The following is a 23692-nucleotide window of genomic DNA, read 5'->3' on the forward strand; positions in this document are numbered from 1 at the left end:
CCTATTCCCGCTCCTTGTACATCAGGGCCGTAATCTGCTCCGAGATCAGCCCCATCATGAAGGTGACCACGCTGCCGGTGTACAGCAAGGCGCTCATGTTCGTGAACCGTCCATATTCCAGCAAGGTATGTCCGTACCAACCCGTTGCCAGCAGAAACATCGTCAGTGCCAAAGGCGCGAACAGTTTCAACGGCGAATACAGCGTGCCGATCTTGAAGATGATCAGCAGGAAGCGCAGTCCGTCGTGCAGCGGGCGGATGTGGCTCTTGCCGATGCGCCGGGCGGCGTGGATCGGCTCGTAGGCCACCGAGTATCCGGCGCGGAAGAAGGCCATGGTGCTGGTCGTCGGGTAGGAGAAGCCGTTCGGCAGCAAATAGAGGAATTCGCGGAATTTCTCGGCGCGTACTGCGCGGAATCCGGAGGTCAGGTCTTCCACCTTGTGGCCCGTCATGTAGCTCGCGAGCCGGTTGTAGAAGCGGTTTGCGAGGCCACGGCCGAGGCTCGCCTGGGAGCCTGCCTGGCGTGCGCCGACGACCATGTCGTAGCCTTTGTCGAGGCGCGCCAGCAAGGCCGGGATGTCGGCAGGGTCGTGCTGGCCGTCGGCGTCCATGAAGACGATCACGTCGCCACTCGCCGCGCGTGCGCCGGTCTTGATGGCGGCGCCGTTGCCCTTTGAATACGGCTGGCGGATCACGCGCGCCCCCGACTTCGTGGCGGCTTCGCCGGTCGCATCGGTCGAACCGTCATCGACGACGATGACCTCGACTTCGGGAAGCTGCGCCCGAATCTGCATCACGACATTGCCGATGGGAGTCGACTCGTTGCGTGCGGGAAGTACGACCGTAACCCGTGTTTTCATGGTGTCGAGACGGTCTTTGTGTCACCTGTGCGTTGCGGATGATTGCCTGCCGCACCGAGTATGGCCTGCATCGATTCATCGCACTGCTTGCGCGCCGTGTGCGCGAGCACCGGATGCTTCGGGAGGTCTCGGCACAGTTGTTCGCGGTGGAAGGCCTTGGCGTCCTCGATCGCGTGCCGCTCGAGCAGTCGACGGATGATCGCATGGCCGAGCGTGCGGTCCCGGTCTGCCGCCCAAGCCTCCTTCAAGTGCTCCAGTGCGGTGTCCGCGTCACCTCTGGCCATCGCGATCCTTTGCAGGTTGATGTGGACCGCCTTGCGGCTGAGCGCGCCGAGCCCCGCAGTCTGCTGGCGCAGGAGGCTTCTGTTGAGCGCTTCGAGTTGATCGTAGCCGAGAAGCGTGCATTTTCCCTCTTCGACTGCGTTGTGCATTGCATTGAGCGCCGATACGGCCCCTCCGACGTTGCGCGCGTCGATTGCAAGCCGTTCCGCCTGGTTGAAATAGTCCCGCGTACGTTGCTCGTCACCCGCTGCGCAGGCGAGGAGCGCGGCCTGGGTGACCGAGGCGAGGCACTCGGGACAGTCGTCCACCTGGATCCGCATGATCTGGTAGGCCTCGTCGAGGCGCCCCTGTTCGAGGTAGAGGAGTGCAAGGTGCTCAGCCGCCCGTGGAGACTTGTAGGCGTGGACGAACCAGGTTTCTGCGGCGTCGAGCTTGTCGCCCCAGAGGCTGGTCACATGGAACAGGATCGCCGCCAAGGTTGCGAGATAGGCGGCGAAGCCCGCGATGGCGAGCCGGCGGTACGGAAGGGGCGTACGCCCCACCGCCCAGGCGAGTGCAAAGCAAGGTCCGAACAGGGCCAGATAATTGCGATGCTCGAAATACAGCTCCAACCCGATGACGCTGGATTCGAGCAGGTGGGCTGCGAGAAACCACAGGACGGCGAAGGCCGCGACCGGATGGCGGCGGCGGAAGCGGATAGCGAGCACCGTGAGCGTCGGCCACAGGATGGCGGCGAAGAGGGCGTCTGGTTGTTCAGCGAGCGAGCTGACCTTGGGGTAGCCGTCATGAAATGGGTGCAGACCGTAGGGCCGGGGCGCGAAGGCTTCGCGCAGGTATTCGAGCAGGATCAGCGGCTGGGTCTGGATGCGCTCGAGCAGGTTGAATTCGCGCCCCCCGAACACGCCGCCGGAGCGGAATGCGCTGTACGCGAGGTAGGCCAGGATGATCGCGAGAGTCCCGCCGCCCGCGACGGTGCGCAGTAAGCGAAGGCAGCCCGGCGATGTGCGGTCGGCGAGCAGCGTCGCCTGGATCACGAGCGCGAAAACGGGCAGCAGGATGCCGTTTTCCTTGGTGAACATCGCGAGCAGGGTGAATCCCACGAGGCCGAGTGCCTGCAGGGCGACGCCGAGTGCAGGACGCCGGTTCTCGATCGCGATGCCCCGTAAATGGATCAACAGGCCCGCGAGCACGAAGAAGGCCGACAGCGTCGCCATGCGCTGCACAGCGATCAGCGAGGACGACACCTGCAGTGGCATCAGCATCCACAGTGCTGCGGCGCCGACCGCAGTCCAGGCGGGGGCGCTGCCTGAGACGTCCCGTAGGCTGAGCATCCGATGGACGAGCAGGGCGACCAGCGTTCCGTTGACGAGGTGCAGCAGTACGTTGAAAAGGAGGATGTTCTCGATGTCTCCGGGCCAGTCCTCGACATGTACAAGGAAGCTGAGCATGGCGAGCGGACGGCCAAGCGGACCGGAGATCTCGGAGGATAGGTAGTAGAGCGCGGAGTCGAGGTCGACGACGCTGGCGAGGCCGGAGAGCGGGCGAATGTCGTCGTAGTAGAGGGCGCCCGTCAGGCCGGGGATGTATAGAAGGCAGGTTACCAAGAGCGACAGCGCAAGACCGACGCAGGCCGCGGCGTGGGCGGGTATTTGCGTGGCTCGGGGCATCATTTTGTTTGAGGTTGAAGGGCGATCAAAAAGCTGAGGGGACCGACATCCGGTCCCCTCATGTCAAGCCAGTTGCACTCTGTCAGCCGCCGCAGGTCTTCGGCAAATACTTGGTGGCAGCGGTTGAGCCGCAACTCCACGCACCGGTTGAGGCGGTCCGCGTCCAAGTGATCGTGGCGGATCCAATTTGCGTAGGAGCGTTCTTGAACGCGCAGACGATCGTGGAGGCCGTGACTGTGATGGTGCAGTTACCAGTGGAGCTCTGGAGGCCGATGTCGCCGACCGCAGAGACTGAGCCTCCGTTGTTCAGTCTTTCCTCGAAAGCTGTCTTGCCTGCCGAGATTTCCGCGAGACCCGCAGTAACCTTCGCCTTCGCCTGATAATCCGAATACGCCGGCAGCGCCACCGCAGCCAGGATGCCGATGATCGCCACGACGATCATCAGTTCGATCAGCGTGAAGCCTTGTTGCATCTTGTTCATTTGAGTTCTCCTTGATGGGAAACCACGGAAAATCCGCTTACCTACCCATCAGCAAGCCCCGTGCCAGCTTCGAAGCCCCGGGTTTTCGTGACGGAGTGCCGCCGGCTTGACACGATTCCACGGCCAAAAGTGACAGCTGCCCCGGAGCGGGTGGTCAACATGTGACAAAGGGGAGTGCTTGCCGGGGCGCGGGGCATGGGTGAGAAACCCGGGGTCTTTCATTTGCTCATCCCACCCGTCGATCCGGTGCCCCCGCTGGCCCCCGATCCGCCTAGCCCGCCGGCGGCTGGGTGTCGCGCAGGCTGCTGCGGGCGAACATGCGCTCGGCGAAGGGCACCAGGCCGGGGTGGCGGCTGCGCCAGTCGACATCGGGGAAGCGCAGGTCGAGGTAGCCGAGCGCGACCGCGACCGCGATGTCGCCAAGCTGCATCGGGCCGCCGTTGAAGGCGTGGCGGCCGTCGAGGCGGCGCTCGAGCTCGGCGAGGCCGCGGTCGATCTTGTCCTTCTGGCGGGCGATCTCGCGTTCGCTGCGCTCGCCGTCGGGGCGGCGCGATTCGAGCAGGGCGGCGACCGCCGCGTCGGTGACGCCGTCGGCGAGCGCCTCGGTCTGGCGCACGCGCACGGCGTCGAGCCCGGCGGGCGGGAGCAGCGCGGGCGGGGCGCCGAGGGTCTCGAGGTAGCCGGCGATGACCGGCGAGTCGAAGAAGGTCTCGCCTTCGTCGGTGATCAGCACCGGCACCTTGCCGAGCGGGTTGAGCTCGGGGATGCGGGTGTTCGCTTCCCAGGGCGAGTCGACCACGAGCTCGAAGGGCAGCGCCTTCTCGGCGAGGATGACGCGGATCTTGCGCGCGTAGGGGCTGGTCAGCGAGGCGAGCAGTTTCATGATGGCGGGTCTCCGGTGATGGCCGACCCAGCGTACGCCGCAGGCGGGCGGGGGGAAATCAGGGAAACCGGAAGGATCGCGGCCCGCGTCGCGAGAAGGCCGGCGGGGCGCGGAGGCGGGCGCGGCGCGGATTCGGGGGAGGCGCGGAGTCCGGTGCTGGAATCGCGACTTGCGTCGCTCCTACGGCAATTCTGTAAGCGCCTGGGTTTCGTAGGAGCGACGCAAGTCGCGATTGCCGGCGGCAGTGTTCAGGCGTGCGCGACGTTGCGCGCGATGAGCTCGCGGATCAGGTGCAGCTTGCCGTGGAAGAAGTGGTCGGCGCCGGGGATCACGATGATCGGCTGTTCCTGCGGCCGCGCCCAGTCGAGCACGTTGGCGAGCGCGACGGTGTCGTCGTTCTCGCCGTGGATGACCAGCGCGGGGATGTTCGTCGGCAGCGCCGGGGTGTCGTAGCTGCGGCCGCTGCCGGTGGTCTCGCCCGCGGCCATGCCCACGAGCACGAGCTGGCGCGGCGGCGCGATGCCCTCGGCCAGGCGTTTGGCGACGCGCACCTGTACGTAGCCGCCGAAGGAGAAGCCGCCGAGCGCCAGCGGCAGCGCGCCCCAGCGCGACTCCGCCCAGCTGATCACCGAGAGCATGTCCTCGGTCTCGCCTTCGCCGTGGTCGTGCGTGCCCTCGCTCTGGCCCACGCCGCGGAAGTTGGGGCGGATCACCGCGTAGCCGAGATCGCGGAAGGCGCGCGCGAGCGTGTGCGCGACCTTGTTGGTGTTGGCGCCGCCGAAGAGCGGGTGGGGATGGCACACGAGCGCGATGCCCTTGACCGTGGCGGGGGCGTCGATCAGCGCCTCGATGTTGCCGGCGGGGCCGCGCAGCAGGGCGGACTCGGTGGGCAGCGGGCGGCTCATGCGGCGTCCTCGGGCAGGCGCAGGCGCTGGACCACGCGGCCCTGCATCAGGTGCGAGTCGATGATCTCGTCGATGTCTTCCTTGTCGACGTAGGTGTACCAGACGTTGTCGGGGTAGACGACGATCACCGGACCGTCGTCGCAGCGGCCGAGGCAGCCCGCCTTGTTCACGCGTACGCTGCCCTTGCCCTTGAGGCCGAGCGCGGCGGTGCGTTCCTTGGCGTAGGTCTGCAGCTCGCTCGCCTTGTGGTCGTTGCAACAGGACTCGCCCGGCTGGCGCTGGTTGCAGCAGAAGAAGACGTGGTGTTTGAAGTAGCTCATGGTGGCTCTCTGGGTATCGGGTCGAACGCCGTGCCGGCGCCGATCCGCGGGAACGTCGCGAGATTATAGGCGGCGCTTGCCGCGTGTGCGGCTTGCGGCGGGGTTGTGGCCGCGGGACCTGGCCGCGGGGCCTGGCTGCGGCCGCCGCCCCGATGCCTAGCGGCGGGCTCGGCGGCGCGGAGCCGGCTGCGCGCTCGCGGGGGCGGCCGCGAGGTGCTCGCCCCGCCAGAGCCCGAGCGCCGACAGGTAGGCCAGCGCGGCGTAGGGCCACAGGCTGTCGACGAGCCCGGTGAGTCCGTGGAAGCTGAACACGTTGCTGAACCCGGCCAGGCGCCGGTCGAAGGGCAGGTAGGGGTTCTCCGGGATCAGGTTCACCAGCGCGGTGGCGAGCAGCAGGCTGGTGCCGGCGATCGCGTGCTGGGCCAGGCGCGGCAGCAGCAGCGCGGGCAGCAGCAGCGCGCCGCCGATCACCAGGCCGCGCTCGGCGCCCGGGGTGAGCCAGGCGAGCGGCGCCCCCGGCTCGAAGAAGATCCACGTCGCCAGCGACTTCGCGCCGATGCCGAGGGCGATCACCGCCAACACCGGCAGCGGGCTGGCCCCGCGCGTCATGCAGCGCACGAACAGTCCGATCGCGAGCAGCCCGCTTGCGGTGAGCGCGGTGTCGAAGGCGATGAAGCGCTCGGGGCGGAAGGGCAGCGGCGCAGGGATGCCGAGCAGGCTGCGCAGGTCGCCGCTGGCGAAGACGAGGTCGGTGGCGCCGAGCTGGCCGAGCAGCCACAGCCCGATCAGCACCAGTCCGGCCTCGCCGCTGCGCCCGCCGATCACGCTGCGCGCGCGCCAGCGCTGCAGCCGCCCCTGCGGCCCGAGCAGCGCACCGCCCCAGCGCGCGCCGGCGAGTGCGCCGAGCAGGCCGCCGGCCGCGTTGCCGCCGAGGTCGAGATTGCTCGCCACCCGGCTGGGCAGGTAGTTCTGCAGCGCCTCCAGGCCGAAGCTGAACAGCCCGGCGAGCAGCGCGGCGACGAGCGCCTTGCGCGCGAAGCGCCACTGCGCCGGCAGCGCCGCCGCCAGCAGCAGCCCGAGCGGCAGGTAGCCGAGGATGTTGAAGAGGAGATCTTCGAGGATGAAGTACTTCGGCCATGGCGCCCACAGCCAGTCGAACGCCGGCAAGCCGCTGTCGCGCCAGCCGGTCAGCGGATGCAGGCAGGCATAGGCGACCAGCAGCGCATAGGCGAGCGCGAACGCGGGAGCGAGGGAGGAGTGCGACCGTGCGGCCATGCGCCGCATTGTGCCAGCTGGGCCGGATTGCAGCACCCCGGGACGGGGTGTCCATGCGCTCGAGCTCCGGTGCCACGCTACAGGGTCCTCCGCAGGGGCGATGCAAGTCGCGACTCCGGCGGCGGCACTGCGACTAGCGTCCTTGCCTGCTGCACGCCTGCGATCGCGGCTTGCGCCGCTCCCACGAGAATGCGCCACGCCTCCGAGGCCTCTTCGCCGTAGCGATGCAAGTCGCGACTCCGGCGGCGGCACTGCGACTAGCGTCCTTGCCTGCTGCACGCCTGCGATCGCGGCTTGCGCCGCTCCCACGAGAATGCGCCACGCCTCCGATGCCTCTTCGCCGTAGCGATGCAAGTCGCGACTCCGGCGGCGGCGCGCTGGTGCCGCACCGCGCTGGTGCGCTCCGGGCGCAAATGGTGCGCGATTGCGCCTGCACGGAGGGGGCAGTGCCAGCGGAAACGGCGGAAGCCAGGCGTCGCGCGGGCTTGCACGCTTCTTGCTGACACCCGGTGTCGCCCCACTACGCTCCCTGCGAGGCCGCCGTGTCCATCCACGTCAAGCTCAACCACGTCACCCGTTACCGCTACGACCGCCCGGTCGCGCTGTCGCCGCAGGTCGTGCGCCTGCGCCCGGCGCCGCACTGCCGCACGCCCATCCATGCCTACGCGCTGAAGGTCGACCCCGCCGGCCACTTCATCAACTGGCAGCAGGACCCGCAGTCGAACTATCTCGCCCGCCTCGTCTTCCCCGACAAGGCCACCGAACTGCGCATCGAGGTCGACCTGGTGGCCGAGCTGTCGGTCATCAACCCCTTCGATTTCTTCCTCGAACCCGCGGCGGAGAAAATCCCCTTCGCCTACGAGGACGCCCTGCGCGTCGAGCTCGCGCCCTACCTGGCGAAGGCGCCGGCTGCCGCGCTGGGGCCGAAGTTCATCGACTGCCTCGAATCCATCCCGCGCGCGCCGCGGGCCAGCGTGGATTTCCTGGTCGCGCTCAACCAGCGCCTGCAGCAGGACATCCGCTACCTGGTGCGCCTGGAGCCGGGCGTGCAGACGCCGGAAGAGACGCTGACGCTGGCGAGCGGCTCGTGCCGCGACTCGGCCTGGCTGCTGGTGCAGTTGCTGCGCCACCTCGGCCTGGCGGCGCGCTTCGTGTCCGGCTACCTGATCCAGCTCGTGCCCGACGTGAAGTCGCTCGACGGCCCCTCGGGCACCGCGGTGGACTTCACCGACCTGCACGCCTGGTGCGAGGTCTATCTGCCCGGTGCCGGCTGGGTGGGCCTGGATCCGACCTCCGGCTTGTTCGCCGGCGAGGGCCACATCCCGCTCGCCTGCTCGCCCGAGCCCTCGTCGGCGGCGCCGATCACCGGCTTCACCGATGAATGCGAATGCGAGTTCGAGCATCACATGAAGGTCGAGCGCGTGTGGGAGGCGCCGCGCGTCACCAAGCCCTATACCGACGAACAATGGGCGGCGATCGAGGTGCTGGGGCAGCGCATCGACGCCGACCTGAAGGCCCGCGACGTGCGCCTCACGCAAGGCGGCGAGCCCACCTTCGTGGCACTCGACGACCGCGACGGCGCGGCCTGGAACAGCGACGCGCTCGATCCGCACAACCGTGATGCCAGCAAGCCGAGCAAGCGCACCCTGGCCGAGAACCTGATGTTCCGCCTCAAGGACCACTATGCGCCGCACGGCCTGCTGCACTTCGGCCAGGGCAAGTGGTACCCGGGCGAGCAGCTGCCGCGCTGGTCGCTCAACTGCTACTGGCGGCGCGACGGCGAGCCGATCTGGCGCAAGCCCGAGCTGTTCGCGCGCGAGCTGTCCGGCACCGCGGTGGACGAGGCCGTGGCGGCGCGCTTCCTCGCGCGCGTCGGCGAGCGCCTCGGCGTGGATACGCAGTGGATGATGGCGGCCTTCGAGGACGCCTGGTACTACCTGTGGCGCGAGCGCCGGCTGCCGGCCAACGTCGATCCGCACGATGCGCGCGTCGACGACCCGCTCGAACGCGCGCGGCTCGCCAAGGTCTTCGACCAGGGGCTGAGGCAGGTCGTCGGGCACGTGCTGCCGCTGGTGCGCGATCACGTCGGCGCCGATCGCTGGCAGAGCGGGCCGTGGTTCCTGCGTGCCGAGCGCCTGTACCTGATCCCCGGCGATTCGCCGATCGGCTACCGCCTGCCGCTCGATTCCCAGCCCTGGGCGGGCAAGGGCGACCTGCCCTCGATCCACCCCGCCGACCCCAACCAGCCCTTCCCGACGCTGCCCGCGCACGCCGAGCTGCGCCAGCAGCTGCGGCCGACGGGCACGACGCTCGGCGCCGACAGCGGCCTCGGCTTCCCCTTCGCCGCCCACGGCGGCGGGTGGACGCCGAGCCGTGTCGAACATGCCGGCTTCCATGGGGTGCAGGGCGAGGCCGCGGTGCCGCGGCCCGGTACGTCCGCGCTGGATCGCCGCGACGAGCGCACCGACCCCGCTCGCCGTCCGGCACCCTTCGAGTCCGCCGCCTGGATCACTCGCAGCGCGCTGTGCGCCGAGCCGCGCGGCGGCCTGCTCCATCTCTTCATGCCGCCGACTGCCGCGCTGGAGGACTACCTCGAGATCGTCACCGCCATCGAGGACACCGCCGCCGAATTCAAGCTGCCGGTGGTGCTCGAAGGCTACGAGCCGCCGTCCGACCCGCGCCTGGCGCACTTCCGCATCACCCCCGACCCGGGCGTCATCGAGGTCAACATCCACCCCGCGGCGAGCTGGGACGAACTCGTCGAGCGCACCGGCACGCTCTACGAGGAGGCTCGGCAGGCGCGCCTGTCGACCGAGAAGTTCATGCTCGACGGCCGTCATACCGGCACCGGCGGTGGCAACCACTTCGTGCTCGGCGGTGCCACGCCGGGCGACTCGCCCTTCCTGCGGCGGCCCGACCTGGTGCGCAGCCTGTTGAGCTACTGGCACAACCACCCCAGCCTGTCCTACCTGTTCTCGGGGCTCTTCATCGGCCCGACCTCGCAGGCGCCGCGGGTGGACGAAGCGCGCCACGACTCGGTGCACGAGCTCGAAGTCGCCTTCCAGCAGATGCCGGAGGCGGGCATCCAGGTGCCGCCGTGGCTCATCGACCGCCTGCTGCGCAACCTGCTGATCGACGCCAGCGGCAACACCCACCGAGCCGAGTTCTGCATCGACAAGCTCTACAGCCCCGACAGCGCCACCGGGCGGCTGGGCCTGCTCGAGCTGCGCGCCTTCGAGATGCCGCCGCACGCGCGCATGAGCCTGGCCCAGCAGCTGCTGCTGCGCGCGCTGATCGCGCGCTTCTGGCAGCAGCCTTATGCCCCGGGTCGGCTGCGGCGCTGGGGTACCGAGCTGCACGACCGCTTCCTGCTGCCGCACTGGGTGGCGGAGGATTTCCGCGACGTCGTCGGCGAGCTGCGCGAATTCGGCTACCCGCTCGAGTTCGACTGGTTCGCGCCGCACTTCGAGTTCCGCTTCCCCAGGTACGGCGAGTTCGCCGCGCGCGGCGTGCGGGTCGAGCTGCGCATGGCGCTCGAGCCCTGGCACGTGATGGGGGAGGAGGGGGCGCCCGGCGGCACGGTGCGCTACGTCGACTCCTCGGTGGAGCGCCTGCAGGTCAAGGTGTCCGGGCTCAACGACGACCGCCACGTGCTGACCTGCAACGGCCGCGCCGTGCCGCTGCAGCCCACCGGCACGGTGGGCGAGTTCGTCGCCGGGGTGCGCTACCGCGCCTGGCAGCCGCCGTCCTGCCTGCACCCGACCATCGGCGTGCACGCGCCGCTGGTGTTCGACCTGGTCGATGGCTGGATGCAGCGCTCGATGGGCGGCTGCGTGTATCACGTCGCGCATCCGGGCGGGCGCAACCACGAGAGCTACCCGGTGAACCCGTACGAGGCCGAAGGCCGCCGCCTGGCGCGCTTCACTACCACCGGTCACACGCCGGGTCGCGTCGCACCCGCGCCCGCCACGCGCAACGCCGATTTCCCCTTCACCCTCGACCTGCGCCGCCAGGGCTGACCCGCCATGCAGGTCCAGCCGCACCGCCCGCCCGCGCTGCTCGCCCGCTACGTCGCGCGGCCCGACCGCTACGACGAGCTCTGCCAACGCATCGGCAGCGTCGTGGTGCTGCGGCCGCACTGGCGGGACTTCTTCCACGGCCTCGCCGCCATGCCCGCCGACGAGCTGTCGGCGCGGCGGGCCGCGCTTGGCCGGCAGATCCACGAGAACGGCATCACCTACAACGTGTATGCCGATCCGCGCGGCTTCGCGCGCCCGTGGGAGCTCGACCTGCTGCCCTACATGCTGCCCGCGGCGGAGTGGGCGCAGATCGAGGCCGCGGTGATCCAGCGCGCCACCCTGTTCGACCGCATCCTCGCCGACCTCTACGGTGAGCAGACCCTGCTCGAGCAGGGTCTGGTGCCGCCCGCGCTCATCTATGGCCATAGCGGCTTTCTGCGCCCGCTCGTGGGCGCGCGGCCGGCGGGCGGGCGCTTCCTGCACCTGTACGCGGTGGACCTGGCGCGTTCGCCCGACGGGCGCTGGTGGGTGGTGGCCGACCGCACCCAGGCGCCCTCGGGTGCGGGCTACGCGCTGGAGAACCGCAGCGTGGTCGCGCGCGTGCTGCCCGAGCTCTACCGCGCCGCCGGCGTCGAGCCGCTGGTCCCCTTCTTCGAGGGCTTCCGCGACGGCCTCGTCGAGCTCGCGCCGGCCGACGGCGCGGCGGCCGGGGAAGATCCCCTGATCGTGGTGCTCACGCCCGGGCCCTACAACGAGACCTACTTCGAGCACGCCTTCCTCGCCCGCGAGATGGGTTTCCCGCTCGTCGAGGGCCAGGACCTCACCGTGCGCGACGACAAGGTCTGGTTGCGCACGCTCGAGGGCCTGCGCCGGGTGCATGTGATCCTGCGCCGGGTGGACGACCTGTGGTGCGATCCGCTCGAACTGCGCGAAGACTCCGCGCTCGGCGTCGCCGGCCTGGTGGCGGCGGTGCGTGCCGGCATGGTGACGGTGGCCAACGCGCTCGGCAGCGGCATCCTCGAGACCGGGGCGTTGCTCGGCTACCTGCCGCGGCTGTGCGAGCACCTGCTCGGCAGCAAGCTGCGCATGCCCTCGGTGGCGACCTGGTGGTGCGGCGAGCCGGCGGCCTGCGAATACGCGCTGAAGCACCTGCGCGAGCTGGTGATCAAGCCGGCCTACCCCACCCTGGGTGCGCGGCCGGTGTTCTGCGGCGACCTGCCGGTGGCAGAGCTCGACGCGCTGGCGGCACGGATCGCGCTGCGGCCCTTCGACTTCGTCGCGCAGGAGATGGTCAACCTCTCGCAGGCCCCGGTGCTGGCGGACGAGGCGGGCGGCGCCGGGAACAAGGCGCCCGCGCGCGACGCGCGCGCGCTGGTCGCGCGCAACATCGGGCTGCGCGTGTTCGCGGCGGCGGGGGCGGAGGGGTTTCGCGTGCTGCCGGGCGGGCTCGTCCGGGTGGCCTCGGAGGCCGACATGCGCATCGTGTCGATGCAGCACGGCGGCGGCAGCAAGGACGCCTGGGTGCTCGGCTCGCCGGCGCGGCCGCGTCCGGTGCCGCGCATCGTGCCCGGCCAGCTCGCGCCCTTTGCCGGGGGGGCGCGCGTGCTCGGCCTGTCGAGCCGGGTGGCGGAGAACTTCTTCTGGCTCGGACGCTACAGCGAGCGCGCCGACGCTGCCGCCCGCCTCGGCCGCGAGACGCTGGCGCGCCTGGGCGAGGCCGGCGAGGCCTCGTGGCTGGGCGAGGATGGCAAGGTGACCGCGGCCCTGCAGGCGCTGTGCCGGCAGCGCGGCCTGCTCGCCACCGTGGCGGGGGAGGCCGACGCGGCACCCACACCCCCCGCGCCGCTCGCTCAGGCGCTCTTCGATCCCGCCCAGCCCGGCAGCGTGGTGGCCAACCTGCGCCAGGTGCTGCGCGTCGCAGCCCTGGTGCGCGACCGCCTGTCGCCGGACAGCTGGCGCATCTACAACCGCCTGTCGGAGTTTGCCGCGGCGCCGGCTCAGGCCCCGCGCCTCGGCGAGGCGCTGCAGCGCCTGGACGAGTCGTTGCTGTCGCTGGTGACGCTGTCGGGTTTCGTCATCGAGAGCATGCCGCGCGACGCCGGCTGGCGCTTCCTGTCGATCGGGCGGCGCATCGAGCGCCTGCAGTTTCTCGCCGCCGCGCTGTCGGCGCTGCTGCTCGAGCCCTCGCAAGGCGGGCTCAAGGTGCTGCTCGCGATCACCGACGCCGAGCTGCGCTACCGCAGCCGCCACGCGCGCGGCCTGGCCCCGCAGCCGGTGGCCGAGCTGGTCATGCTCGACGGCGACAACCCGCGCGCGCTGCGCTACCAGCTCGATTCGCTCGCCGAGCACGTCGCCCTGCTGCCCGACGGCGCCGCGCTCGCCGCGCCGCTGCGCGAACGCCTGGCCGCGCTCGACGCGCTCGCGCTGTGCGACTGTTTCGTGCACGAGCTGGCCGGCGCGCGTAGCCGCGCGGCCGCACAGGCGCGCCACTGCGAGCCCCTGCGGCAGGTGCTGGACGACATCTGGCGCGGCGGCAACGAGCTCGCCGATGCGCTGGCGCGGCGCTACTTCACCCACCTCGACGCCCGCAGCCGGGCGACCGTGTCGCTGTAGGGCGGCGGCGATGGCGCTCTACGAGATCCTCCACGACACCACCTACCGCTACGACAGTGCGGTGGCGCTGTCGCAGCAGGTGGCTCACCTGCGCCCGCGCGAATGCGCCGGCCAGCGCACCCTCGCGCACCACCTGGAGATCGCGCCGGCGCCGGCCCGGCGTAGCGAGCGCAGCGACTTCTTCGGCAACCCGGTGACCGCGTTCGCGCTGCACGCGCCGCACACGGAACTCGTCGTGCGCGCACGCAGCCGCATCCGCGTCGACCCGCCGGCCTGGCCCGAGCCGGCGGCGAGTCCGCCCTGGGAGACCGCGCGCGACCACCTGCGCGACGGCCTCTCCGGCCACGCGCCGCTGCGCGCCGACGCGCGCGACGCCGGGCAGTACCGCTTCGCTTCGCCCTTCGTGGCGCTGGGCGACGAGGCGGCGCAGTACGCCGACTATGCGCTGGCGAGCTTCACCCCGGGGCGGCCGGTGCTCGACGCCTTGCTCGCGCTGTCGGCGCGCATCCACGCCGATTTTCGCTTCGATCCCGCGGCGACCAGCGTCGCCACCCCGGTGGCGGAGGTCTTCGCGGCGCGCCGTGGGGTGTGCCAGGACTTCTCCCACCTGATGATCGCCTGTCTGCGCGCGCTCGGCCTGGCTGCGCGCTACGTCTCCGGCTACCTGCTCACCGAGCCGCCGCCGGGCCAGCCGCGCCTGATCGGCGCCGACGCCTCGCACGCCTGGGTGGCGCTGTGGTGCCCGGGCGCGGGCTGGATCGACATCGATCCGACCAACGACCTGCAGCCTGGCAGCGGTCACATCACGCTGGCCTGGGGGCGGGACTACGGCGACGTGTGTCCGCTGCGCGGCGTCATTCTCGGCGGGGGCGGGCACGGCGTCGAGGTCGCGGTGACGGTGATGCCGGTGGAGGAGGGCCCGCCCCCACGGCGGGGCGGGCGCCCGGCGCGTGCCGCCGACGCACCAGATTGATGCGTCGGCGGCCACCATGGTGCGCACCAGCGCGGTGCCCGCGGACGTCGACGTGCCCGACCCCGTTGTCGGCGCGGCTTTGCGCGTTTCATGGGCTTGGCACGCTTTCTGCTGTAGGCCCTGCGAGGGAGTCGATAAACCATCCGCGCAGAGCACGCCATGAACGCCGCCAAGCCTTTCGATGAGATGCACGCCGCCGACGGCACGATCCGGACGCACTACCAGCCCTACAGCGAGTGGCTCGGGCACACCCCGCGCGAGCTGATCGCGCGCAAGCGCAAGGAGGCCGACCTGGCCTTCCACCGCGTCGGCATCACCTTCAACGTCTATGGCGCCGACGGCGGCAAGGAGCGCCTGATCCCCTTCGACCTGCTGCCGCGCATCATCCCCGGCGACGAGTGGCGCACGCTGGAGGCCGGCCTGCGCCAGCGCGTGCGCGCGCTCAACGCCTTCCTCGCCGACATCTACCACGGCCAGGAGATCCTGCGCGCCGGACGCATCCCCGCCGACCAGGTGCTGGACAACGCCCAGTTCCGCCCCGAGATGAAGGGTGTGCACGTGCCCGGCGGGCTGTACGCGATGATCGCCGGCATCGACCTGGTGCGTGCCGCGGGTGCCGACGGCAAGGGCGACTACTACGTGCTGGAGGACAACCTGCGCGTGCCCTCGGGGGTGAGCTACCTGCTGGAGAACCGCAAGATGATGATGCGGCTCTTCCCCGACCTGTTCTCGCGCTACGACGTGCAGCCGGTCGAGCACTACCCCGACCTGCTGCTCGAGACCCTGCGCGCGGTGGCGCCGGCCGGCGTACTCGACCCCACCGCGGTGCTGCTCACCCCGGGCGCCTTCAACAGCGCCTACTTCGAGCACAGCTTCCTCGCCCAGCAGATGGGCATCGAGCTCGTCGAGGGCCAGGACCTCTTCGTCGAGGACGACACCGTGTTCATGCGCACCACCCAGGGGCCGCGGCGGGTGGATGTGATCTACCGCCGCCTCGACGACGACTTCCTCGACCCCGAGGTCTTCCGCGCCGACTCGATGCTCGGTGTGCCGGGCCTGATGTCGGCCTACCGCGCCGGCCGGGTGACGCTGGCCAACGCGGTCGGCACGGGGGTGGCGGACGACAAGTCGATCTACCCCTACGTGCCCGAGATGGTGCGCTTCTACCTCGGCGAGGAGCCGATCCTCAACAACGTCCCGACCTGGATGCTGCGCGAACCCGACGACCTCGCCTACACGCTCGCCCACCTGCCCGAGCTGGTGGTCAAGGAGGTCCATGGCGCCGGCGGCTACGGCATGCTGGTGGGGCCGGCGGCCACCAAGGCCGAGATCGAGGAGTTCCGCCAGCGCATCCTCGCCGCGCCGGAGAAGTACATCGCCCAGCCGACCTTGTCCTTGTCCACCTGCCCGACCTTCGTCGACGCCGGCATCGCGCCGCGCCACATCGACCTGCGTCCCTTCGTGCTCTCGGGCGGACGCGAGATCCGCATGGTGCCGGGCGGCCTCACCCGCGTCGCGCTCAAGGCTGGCTCGCTGGTGGTCAACTCCTCGCAGGGCGGGGGCACCAAGGACACCTGGGTGGTGGGCTGAGCCGCCTGCCGCCGCGCAATTGCCAAGGAGAACCCCCATGCTGAGCCGAACCGCAGACCACCTGTACTGGATGGCGCGCTACACCGAGCGCGCCGAGAACACCGTGCGCATGCTCGACGTGTCCTACCGCATGTCGCTGCTGCCCGGGGCCAACGGCGGCGACACCGAGAGCTGGTCCGCTATCCTCGACATCAGCGAACTGTCGGAGGCCTTCGCCCGCACCGGCAGGCCGCTCTCCGCCTGCGACGTGATCGAGTTCGTCGTGCTCGACCGCGACAACCCCTCGAGCGTGTGGAACTGCCTGCGCGCCGCGCGCGAGAATGCGCACGCGGTGCGCGGCACGCTGACCGCCGAGATGTGGGAGACCACCAACGCGACCTGGCTCGAGATCCGCGAGATGACGCCGCAGAAGCTGCGCGCCACCGACCTCGGCGAGTTCTTCGAGTGGGTGAAGTTCCGCTCCCACCTGCTGCGCGGGGTGACCTTCGGCACCATGCTGCACGACGAGGCCTTCAAGTTCGTGCGCCTGGGCACCTTCCTCGAGCGCGCCGACAACACCGCGCGCCTGCTCGACGTGAAGTACCACAGCCTGCTGCCCAAGGCCGAGGGACTCACCAGCTCGACCGACTTCTACCAGTGGGGGGCGCTGCTGCGCTCGGTGTCGGCCTTCGAGACCTACCGCCACGTGTATCGCGACGTGATCACACCCTACAAGGTGGCCGAGCTGCTGATCCTCAACGCCGACATGCCGCGCTCCCTGCACGCCTGCCTGGACGAGATCAACGGCATCCTCGGCGAGATCGCCAGCATCCACTCGGCCGAGGCCGCACGCCAGGCCGGCGAGCTGCACGCGACGCTGCACTACGGGCGCATGGACGACATCTTCGATGCCGGCCTGCATCCCTGGCTGGAGCGCTTCCTGGTGCGCATCAACCGCCTCGGCGACAGCATCGGCGAGAACTTTCTGGTTCCGGTCGCGGCATGACCGGTACGCGGCGTCTTCCGGCCCGGACCCGGGGCCGGGCCAATGAACCGACGGGATCGAACCCATGACCTACTGCGTCGCCATGTGCCTCGACGAGGGGCTGGTCTGCCTGTCCGACTCGCGCACCAACGCGGGCGTGGACCACATCAACACCTTCCGCAAGATGACCGTGTTCGAGCGTGCCGGCGACCGCGTGCTGGTGCTGATGAGCGCCGGCAACCTCGCCATCACCCAGGCGGTGATCAGCCTGCTGCGCGAGCACGCCGCGGTGCAGGACCGCGACAGCCTGTGGAACGCGCCGACCCTGTTCGAGTGCGCCCGCCTGGTCGGCGAGACCATCCGCGGCGTGCATCGCCAGGACGCCGAGGCGCTCAAGCAGTTCGGCGTGGAGTTCAACGCCAGCTTCATCCTCGCCGGGCAGATCGGCGACGAGTCGCCGCGCCTGTTCAACATCTACTCGGCCGGCAACTTCATCGAGGCCTCGATCGACACGCCGTACTTCCAGATCGGCGAGTCGAAATACGGCAAGCCGATCATCGACCGCATCGTCACCAGCAAGACCTCGCTCGACGAGGCCGCCAAGTGCGCGCTGATCTCGATGGACTCGACCATCCGCTCCAACCTGTCGGTGGGCTTGCCGCTCGACCTGCTGATCTACCGCCGCGACGAACTGCGCGTCGCCCGCCACGTCAGCGTGGATTGGGACAACCCTTATTTCGACATGATCCACAAGGAGTGGGGCGCCAGCCTGCGCCAGGTCTTCAACGCGCTGCCCGACCCCGACTGGTCGCGCTGGCCGGGGGAGGATCAGCTGCCGCCGTGCATCGGGGTGGTGTCGTCCTGATCGAAGCAGGCCTGCCAACGGCGCAGCCCTTCTGCCCTGGAATCTCAAGGCGGATGCATGAGGGGCTTTCACCACGTCGAGGGTGATCGGCCCGAGGGGGTGCGCGAGGCGATCTTCAGCCTGGCTGTAAGACCAAAGCCCGATAGTCGGCGAACGGTCGGCAGCTTACGATCAAGACACCTCCCCCTTCATGTGCCTTCAGGAGCAATGCGATGCGTTTCCCTGCCTATTTGACGGGCATGGCCCTGGCGGCCAGTGTCCTTGCCAATCAAGCGCTGGCCGACGACAAGAAAGATCTGGGCGCCCCGTCCGGTTTCCTCAAGGACACCACCTACGCCAGTATGGAGGAGGTCCGTTCGCCGTCGGGCGAACGCGCCAGGCGCTGGGTCGCCCCGGGGATCTCGTTCGCTCAGTACGACGCCGTGATGGTGGACAAGACGGTCTTCCATCCGGCGCCGCAGCCGACGGAACAGCTGGGCATGGCGACCCTGAACCAGATCGCTGCCGCCCTCGACGAGGCCTTTCGCCGCGAATTGCAGACGGTGGTGCGCGTGGTCGACAAGCCTGGGCCCAATGTCCTGCGAATGCGTCCGGCGGTCACCGCAGCAGCGGCCAAGGACGAGGGTCTGAAGCCTTACCAGCTGCTGCCCGTCGCCTTCGTGCTGACCATGGGCCAGACCACCAAACGCGCTGTTCTGGCTCTCGAATACGAGGTGACCGACACCGCGACCGGCCAGCTCGTTGCCGCTGGCATGCGTGAAGGTGAAGGCGCGAAGCTGAAGACCGTCAAGGACACGCTGACCCTCGAGCAGATGCAACCGGCCATCGACGCCTGGGCCAAGGATGCCGCCGCCTTCATGCAGGCCGCCAAGGCTGCCCACTAGAGGGGGCGAAGTGGGCGACCCGGTCGCTGCCGGCATGGCATGCGACCGGGTGGTGACGACGCAGGAGCGGACTTGACATGAGGCAACTCGCCGTCTTCATTCTTGCCCTGCTGTTGGCCCCCTGGTCGGTGGCTGGCTCCGGGTATGTCGGCAGTACCCGCTGCGTCGCCTGCCATCAGGCGGAGGCCGAGGCCTGGCGCGGCTCGCATCACGAGTTGGCGATGGCCGTGGCGGCAACCGACAAGGTCCTGGGCGACTTCAACGACGCCACCTTCACCGCGCATGGCGTGACCTCGCGCTTCTATCGCAAGGACGGCAGCTATTTCGTGCGCACCGATGGCCCGGATGGCAAGTTGCAGGACTACCGGATCAAATACACCTTCGGCTGGACGCCGTTGCAGCAGTACCTGATCGAGTTGCCCAATGGCCATGTCCAGGCGCTGGGTATCGCCTGGGATAGCCGGCCGGCGGCCGTCGGCGGCCAGCGCTGGTTCCATCTTTACCCCAATGAGCCGATGGATCACCGCCATCCGCAGCACTGGACGGCGCGCAGCCAGACCTGGAACCATCAGTGTGCCGAGTGTCACTCGACCAATCTGCAGAAGAACTACGACCTGGCGGCCGATCGTTACCGGACGACCTGGAGCGAGATCAACGTCGCCTGCGAGGCCTGTCACGGTGCCGGCGGCAAGCACACCGACTGGGCCGCACTGCCGGCGGCAAGGCGTCCGGCGGGCGACAAGGGACTGACGGTTTCGCTGGCTGCCGCGGCCACCACCACCTGGGCCTTCGATCCGGTCAGCGGCAAGCCGCGGCCAAGCACGCCGGCCAGCGCTGCAGCGCAGGTCGAGGCCTGTGCCCGCTGCCATTCGCGGCGCGGGCCGATCTGGTCCGATGACGGCGGTGGCCGCCCGCTGGGCAACAGCCATCGCCTGGCCCTGCTCGAGGAGCAGCTGTACTTTGCCGACGGCCAGATCAAGGACGAGGTCTTCGAGTACGCCTCCTACACGCAGAGCCGGATGCATGCGGCCGGCGTCGCCTGCACCAACTGCCACGAGCCGCACAGCCTGAAGCTGCGGGCCGAGGGCAATGCCCTGTGCGCCAGCTGCCATCCGGCGGCACGCTACGACACCCCGGCGCACCACCATCACCCGGCGGGCAGCCCGGGGGCCAGCTGCACCAGCTGCCATATGCCGCAGCGGGCGTACATGGTCCATGACTGGCGCGCCGACCACAGCATCCGTGTGCCGCGTCCCGATCTCTCCGTCAGGCTGGGCACGCCGAACGCCTGTGCCGGATGCCATGCGAAGCAGGGCCATGAATGGGCGGCCCGAGCCCTTGCCAGGTGGTATCCCGAGAGCCGGATGCGCGGGCCGCATTTTGCCGAAGCCTTCCATGCGGCCGCCACCGGTGCGGCCGACGGGGCTGCCCGCTTGCTGGCGGTGGCCAGCGATCCGCAGCAGCCGGCGATTGTCCGCGGCAGCGCCGCCAGCCGCCTGGCCGGTCTGGGGGCGGTGCCGCCGACGCCCAGGCTGCAGGCCTTGCTGGCGGATCGGCAGCCGCTGGTGCGCGCCGCCTCGTTGCGCTTCCTCGAGGTGGCGGATGCGCGCACCCGCTTCGAGCAGGGCTGGAGCAGCCTGCGCGACAGCGAGCGGACGGTACGCCTCGAGGCTGTCCGGGTTCTTGCCCCGCTGCTGCGCGAGCGACTGCCGGCGGCCCAGCGGGAGGAACTGCTGCGCGGCGTGGCCGAGTACGAAGCTTCGCTTCAGGTCAACGCCGATCTGCCGGAGAGTCATGTCAGCCAGGGGCTGCTCGCCCTGTCGATGGGCGACGGCGAGCAGGCGGAGCAGGCCTACCGGACGGCTCTGCGGCTGGATGCTCGTTTCGTCCCGGCCTATGTCAACCTGGCCGACCTTTACCGCCTGCAGCAGCGCGAAGGCGAGGGCGAGCACCTGCTGCGCGAGGGCATCGACAGGATCACCTTCGATGCCGACCTGCGCCATACCCTCGGCCTCAATCTGATCCGTCAGCAACGCCGCGGCGAAGCCATGCAGTGGCTGCGCCAGGCTGCCGAAGCGGAAAGCGGCAATGCCCACTACAGCTATGTCTATGCCCTGGCCCTGCAGGGCAGTGGCGACGGGGTAGGCGCCCTGCGCATCCTGCGTCAGGCGCAGTCGCAGCATCCGGGCAATCGCGATGTCCTTTTCGCCCTGGCGACGATCAGTCGCGACCAGAAGGACATGGTCAGGGCGCGCGCCTATGCCGACGAATTGCTCGAGCGCTTCCCGGGGGACCGGCAAGCCAAGGCTTTGCGCGAGACCTTGCGGGAGCGATGAGTCTCTCGCCGCGGGCAATCGCTGCCCGCATGCCGCGCGCTACGGCGTTCTGCTGCATCAGGAAGGGAAGGGGTGATACCGATCGGCGCAAGGTTCGTGCTTGGCGCGGCTCGATTCAGGTGTGGAAGCCGGGACGGCCTGAACCGTCCCGGGGGGCTGCGTCAGAAGCGGAAGGTCACGCCCAGGTACAGGCCTTCGTTCTCCATGTCGTAGAGAAAGCCGTCGTCGTCGTAGTCGACGCTGAAATAGCGGTAACCGAAGCTGGCCGAGGTGGTCTTGGACAGATCGTAGTTGGCGCCCAGCGAGGCCTGCCAGGTGAAGTCGGCGCCGACACCGAAGCCGCCGACGTCGCCATAGCCGACCAGCGTCCATTTGTCGTTCAGCCTGTGCTGGGCACGTACGCCGATGTAGGGGTCGACCCAGTCCCTGGTGGCGTCGCGCTTCACCTGCACGCCGACCGCGCCGCCGAAGACGCTGGCGTCGACATCGACATCGACGTCGAGCCTGGTGTAGCGGAGCCCGCCGAACAGGTCGACCGGTGACGGGCCCTCGAGCGCCCGGTAGGTCAGCGCGGCGGCCAGCGTGCTTTGCTTGATCCTCGCCTTGGCGTGCAGGTCCGGGGAGCCGCCGAGAACCGCCGGCGAGGCTTCGGCGCTATCGGACAGCTTCATGTAGATGGCGTCGACAAAGACGCCCCAGCGGTTCTTGCGCGCCTCCAGCTGGCCCATCAGGCCGAAGTCCAGGGTGTCCATGATGTCCGAGAACTTCATGTCGACGCTCGTCTTCGGCAGCCTGCCGGCTTGCGTGTCGCCCTTCATGCCGGTGGCCCAGAGATAGGGGGTGACGGCGACGTCCCATTCATCTGCGGCCTGGGCCGCGCCCAGCGGGCCGAGGCCCGCGAGCAGACCGGCCAGGGTCAGCGGCAGTCGGTAAGCGATCTTCCTCATCGTGTTGCTCCTGGTTTCATCATCGACCGACTGATCCGGCGCTTATTTCCTGCCCTTGAACGGACCGTCACCGGTGAGAATGACGCCGTTCTGGCTGGCATAGAGGTCCCACAGCCGGGTCAGCTCCGCGAGCTTGGCCGGCTGGCTGGACGCCAGGTCGCGTGACTCCGTCGGGTCGTCCTTCAGGTTGTACAGCTGCCATTCGCCGGTGCCGCCGGCTGCCTTCAGCAGGGACAGGGCCTTCCAGTCGCCCTGGCGCAGGGCGCGGTTGCCGAACAGCTCCCAGCCGATCCATTCGTCGGCGCTGCGGATGTCCTGCGCCTTGCCGACGAGGACAGGCTGCATCGACTTGCCGGTCAGCGGTGCCTGATCGCTTCCTCCGCGCTGCGACGGGTGGCTGACGCCGGCAAGTTCGAGGAGTGTCGGTACGACATCGGTCACGTGCAGGACGGCCCGGGTGGTCTGGCCGTCGGAGACGACGCCGGGACCGGCGGCGATCAGCGGCGAGCGGATGCCGCCCTCGGCGGTGTAGTGCTTGAAGTAGTTGAAGGGGGTCGAGCCGACCTGGGCCCAGGCGGCGCCGTAGTCACAGACGGACATCTTGCGGCCGCAGTTTTCCGGCTTGGTGTCCCAGTTCTTCTCCAGCCAGACCTTCATCGCCGGATCGACCGAGGCCGCGAGCTCGAGCAGTTCGACCGGTTCGGCGCCGTTGTCGGAGAAGAACAGCACCAGCGTGTTGTCGAGCTGGCCGTTGGCCTTCAGGTGGCCGAGGACGCGGCCGATGTGGTGGTCCATGTTGGCCACCATCGCCGCATAGACTTCCATCTTGCGGGCGGAAATCTTCTTCTGCTCGGGCGTCAGGCTGTCCCACGCGGGCACGTTGGGCATGCGCGGTGCCAGGCTGACGTCGGCGCCGACCAGTCCCATCGCCTTCATCCGCGCCAGGCGCTCGGCGCGCAGTGCATCGTAGCCCTGGTCGTAGCGTCCCTTGTACTTGTCGATCCAGTCGTCCGGCAGGGCGAAGGGGCTATGCACCGCCTGGTAGGAGAGATAGGCGAAGAAGGGCTTGCCGTCGGCCTTGTTCTCGTCGATCGACTGCGTGATGAAATCGCTGAAGGCCGCCGTCGAGAAGTGGTCGTCGGGCAGCTTGTCGAGCAGCTTGCCGTTGCGCGTGAAGGTCAGGTTCGGATGCTGGGGGTTGGGATAACCCATATCCGACCAGTGGCTGCCGCCACCCTGCATCAGGGTGAAGTCGCGCTCGAAGCCCTGGTCGGCCGGCCACTGTCCCTTCTCCTCGCCGAGGTGCCATTTGCCGGCCATGTAGGTGTGGTAGCCGGAATCGCGCAACAGGGTGGCGATGCTGGTCACGCGCTGGTTCAGATGGCCTTCGTAGCCGGGCTTGCCCTTCTGCTGCGGCCCCGTGTACTCGGACATGACGCCAAAGCCGGCGACGTGGTTGTCGGTGCCGGTGAGCAGCATCGAGCGGGTCGGCGAGCAGGTCGGGGCGACGTAGAAATTGGTCGCGCTCAGGCCGCGCTGGGCCAGCGCGTCGATGTTCGGGGTCTCGATCTCGCCGCCGAAGGCGCCGACATCGGAATAGCCCATGTCGTCGGCAACGATCAGCAGGATATTGGGTTTCTTGGCCGGCTCGGCAGCACTGGCCTGGGGGGCGCCATGCAACAGGCCGAGGCCGGCTGCCATCAGCATCCCGGCGCAGGCGGCGAGTTTCCGCCAGCGACTGCCCGGGGACGGGTTGGGGGTGTTGAGGGGAATGGTCATTGTTTTCTCCTTCCGTCGAAGACGGTCCGGGGTGGACCGATGCGCCGGAG

General features: G+C 69.4%; 17 protein-coding genes. 8 read left to right on the forward strand and 9 right to left on the reverse strand.

Features of this window, described 5'->3' with window-relative positions:
- Window position 1 precedes the first annotated feature (1 nt).
- The 7 genes from PO78_RS14645 to PO78_RS14675 form a co-directional block, all read right to left on the reverse strand.
- Entirely contained in the window at window positions 2–859 is an 858-nt protein-coding gene (locus tag PO78_RS14645; protein ID WP_043744820.1) for a glycosyltransferase family 2 protein, read from the reverse strand.
- Entirely contained in the window at window positions 856–2811 is a 1956-nt protein-coding gene (locus PO78_RS14650) for a hypothetical protein (protein ID WP_052484428.1), read from the reverse strand. The genes PO78_RS14645 and PO78_RS14650 overlap by 4 nt, the downstream gene beginning before the upstream one ends.
- Window positions 2812–2890: 79 nt before the next feature.
- A complete protein-coding gene (locus PO78_RS14655; RefSeq protein ID WP_043744823.1) occupies window positions 2891–3289 on the reverse strand; it encodes a pilin in 399 nt (132 codons plus the stop codon).
- 271 nt (window positions 3290–3560) lie between these two features.
- Window positions 3561–4172 carry a glutathione S-transferase gene (locus PO78_RS14660; RefSeq protein ID WP_004307682.1) on the reverse strand — a complete coding sequence of 204 codons (612 nt, stop codon included), beginning with the start codon at window positions 4170–4172 and terminating at the stop codon, window positions 3561–3563.
- Window positions 4173–4420: 248 nt separating this feature from the next.
- Entirely contained in the window at window positions 4421–5077 is a 657-nt protein-coding gene (locus PO78_RS14665) for an alpha/beta hydrolase (RefSeq protein ID WP_012586198.1), read from the reverse strand.
- Window positions 5074–5397: a (2Fe-2S) ferredoxin domain-containing protein gene (locus PO78_RS14670; RefSeq protein ID WP_012586197.1), complete on the reverse strand. Its 324-nt coding sequence runs from the start codon at window positions 5395–5397 to the stop codon at window positions 5074–5076. The genes PO78_RS14665 and PO78_RS14670 overlap by 4 nt, the downstream gene beginning before the upstream one ends.
- Window positions 5398–5553: 156 nt before the next feature.
- Window positions 5554–6672 (reverse strand): VanZ family protein, encoded by a 1119-nt coding sequence (locus tag PO78_RS14675; RefSeq protein ID WP_043744826.1) that lies wholly within the window; start codon window positions 6670–6672, stop codon window positions 5554–5556.
- A gap of 542 nt (window positions 6673–7214) precedes the next feature.
- Between PO78_RS14675 and PO78_RS14680 the strand changes: the two genes are divergently transcribed.
- The 8 genes from PO78_RS14680 (at window position 7215) to PO78_RS14715 (ending at window position 20916) form a co-directional block, all read left to right on the forward strand.
- Entirely contained in the window at window positions 7215–10691 is a 3477-nt protein-coding gene (locus PO78_RS14680; RefSeq protein WP_043745557.1) for a transglutaminase family protein, read from the forward strand.
- 6 nt (window positions 10692–10697) lie between these two features.
- On the forward strand, window positions 10698–13304 hold the full coding sequence (locus PO78_RS14685) for a circularly permuted type 2 ATP-grasp protein (protein WP_043744829.1): 2607 nt from the start codon (window positions 10698–10700) through the stop codon (window positions 13302–13304).
- Between the two features lie 10 nt (window positions 13305–13314).
- Window positions 13315–14277, forward strand: a complete 963-nt coding sequence (locus PO78_RS14690) for a transglutaminase family protein (protein WP_004300307.1) — start codon at window positions 13315–13317, stop codon at window positions 14275–14277.
- A 159-nt stretch (window positions 14278–14436) separates the two neighbouring features.
- Entirely contained in the window at window positions 14437–15867 is a 1431-nt protein-coding gene (locus PO78_RS14695) for a circularly permuted type 2 ATP-grasp protein (protein WP_004300305.1), read from the forward strand.
- Between the two features lie 37 nt (window positions 15868–15904).
- Window positions 15905–16852 (forward strand): alpha-E domain-containing protein, encoded by a 948-nt coding sequence (locus tag PO78_RS14700; RefSeq protein ID WP_004300303.1) that lies wholly within the window; start codon window positions 15905–15907, stop codon window positions 16850–16852.
- 64 nt (window positions 16853–16916) lie between these two features.
- On the forward strand, window positions 16917–17696 hold the full coding sequence (locus PO78_RS14705; protein ID WP_004300301.1) for a proteasome-type protease: 780 nt from the start codon (window positions 16917–16919) through the stop codon (window positions 17694–17696).
- Between the two features lie 212 nt (window positions 17697–17908).
- The gene (locus PO78_RS14710) at window positions 17909–18580 is read left to right on the forward strand and encodes a DUF3313 domain-containing protein (protein ID WP_043744833.1); all 672 of its coding nucleotides are present in this window, start codon (window positions 17909–17911) and stop codon (window positions 18578–18580) included.
- Between the two features lie 77 nt (window positions 18581–18657).
- Window positions 18658–20916, forward strand: coding sequence for a tetratricopeptide repeat protein (locus PO78_RS14715; RefSeq protein WP_043744836.1), 2259 nt, complete (start codon window positions 18658–18660; stop codon window positions 20914–20916).
- A gap of 161 nt (window positions 20917–21077) precedes the next feature.
- Here PO78_RS14715 and PO78_RS14720 read toward each other — a convergent pair whose 3' ends face one another.
- Both PO78_RS14720 and PO78_RS14725 read right to left on the reverse strand, forming a co-directional pair.
- Entirely contained in the window at window positions 21078–21863 is a 786-nt protein-coding gene (locus PO78_RS14720; RefSeq protein ID WP_043744839.1) for a hypothetical protein, read from the reverse strand.
- 42 nt (window positions 21864–21905) lie between these two features.
- A complete protein-coding gene (locus PO78_RS14725; RefSeq protein ID WP_043744841.1) occupies window positions 21906–23642 on the reverse strand; it encodes an arylsulfatase in 1737 nt (578 codons plus the stop codon).
- Between the last annotated feature and the right edge of the window lie 50 nt (window positions 23643–23692).

This window comes from Thauera sp. SWB20, from assembly GCF_000831325.1.
Lineage (GTDB): Bacteria > Pseudomonadota > Gammaproteobacteria > Burkholderiales > Rhodocyclaceae > Thauera > Thauera aminoaromatica.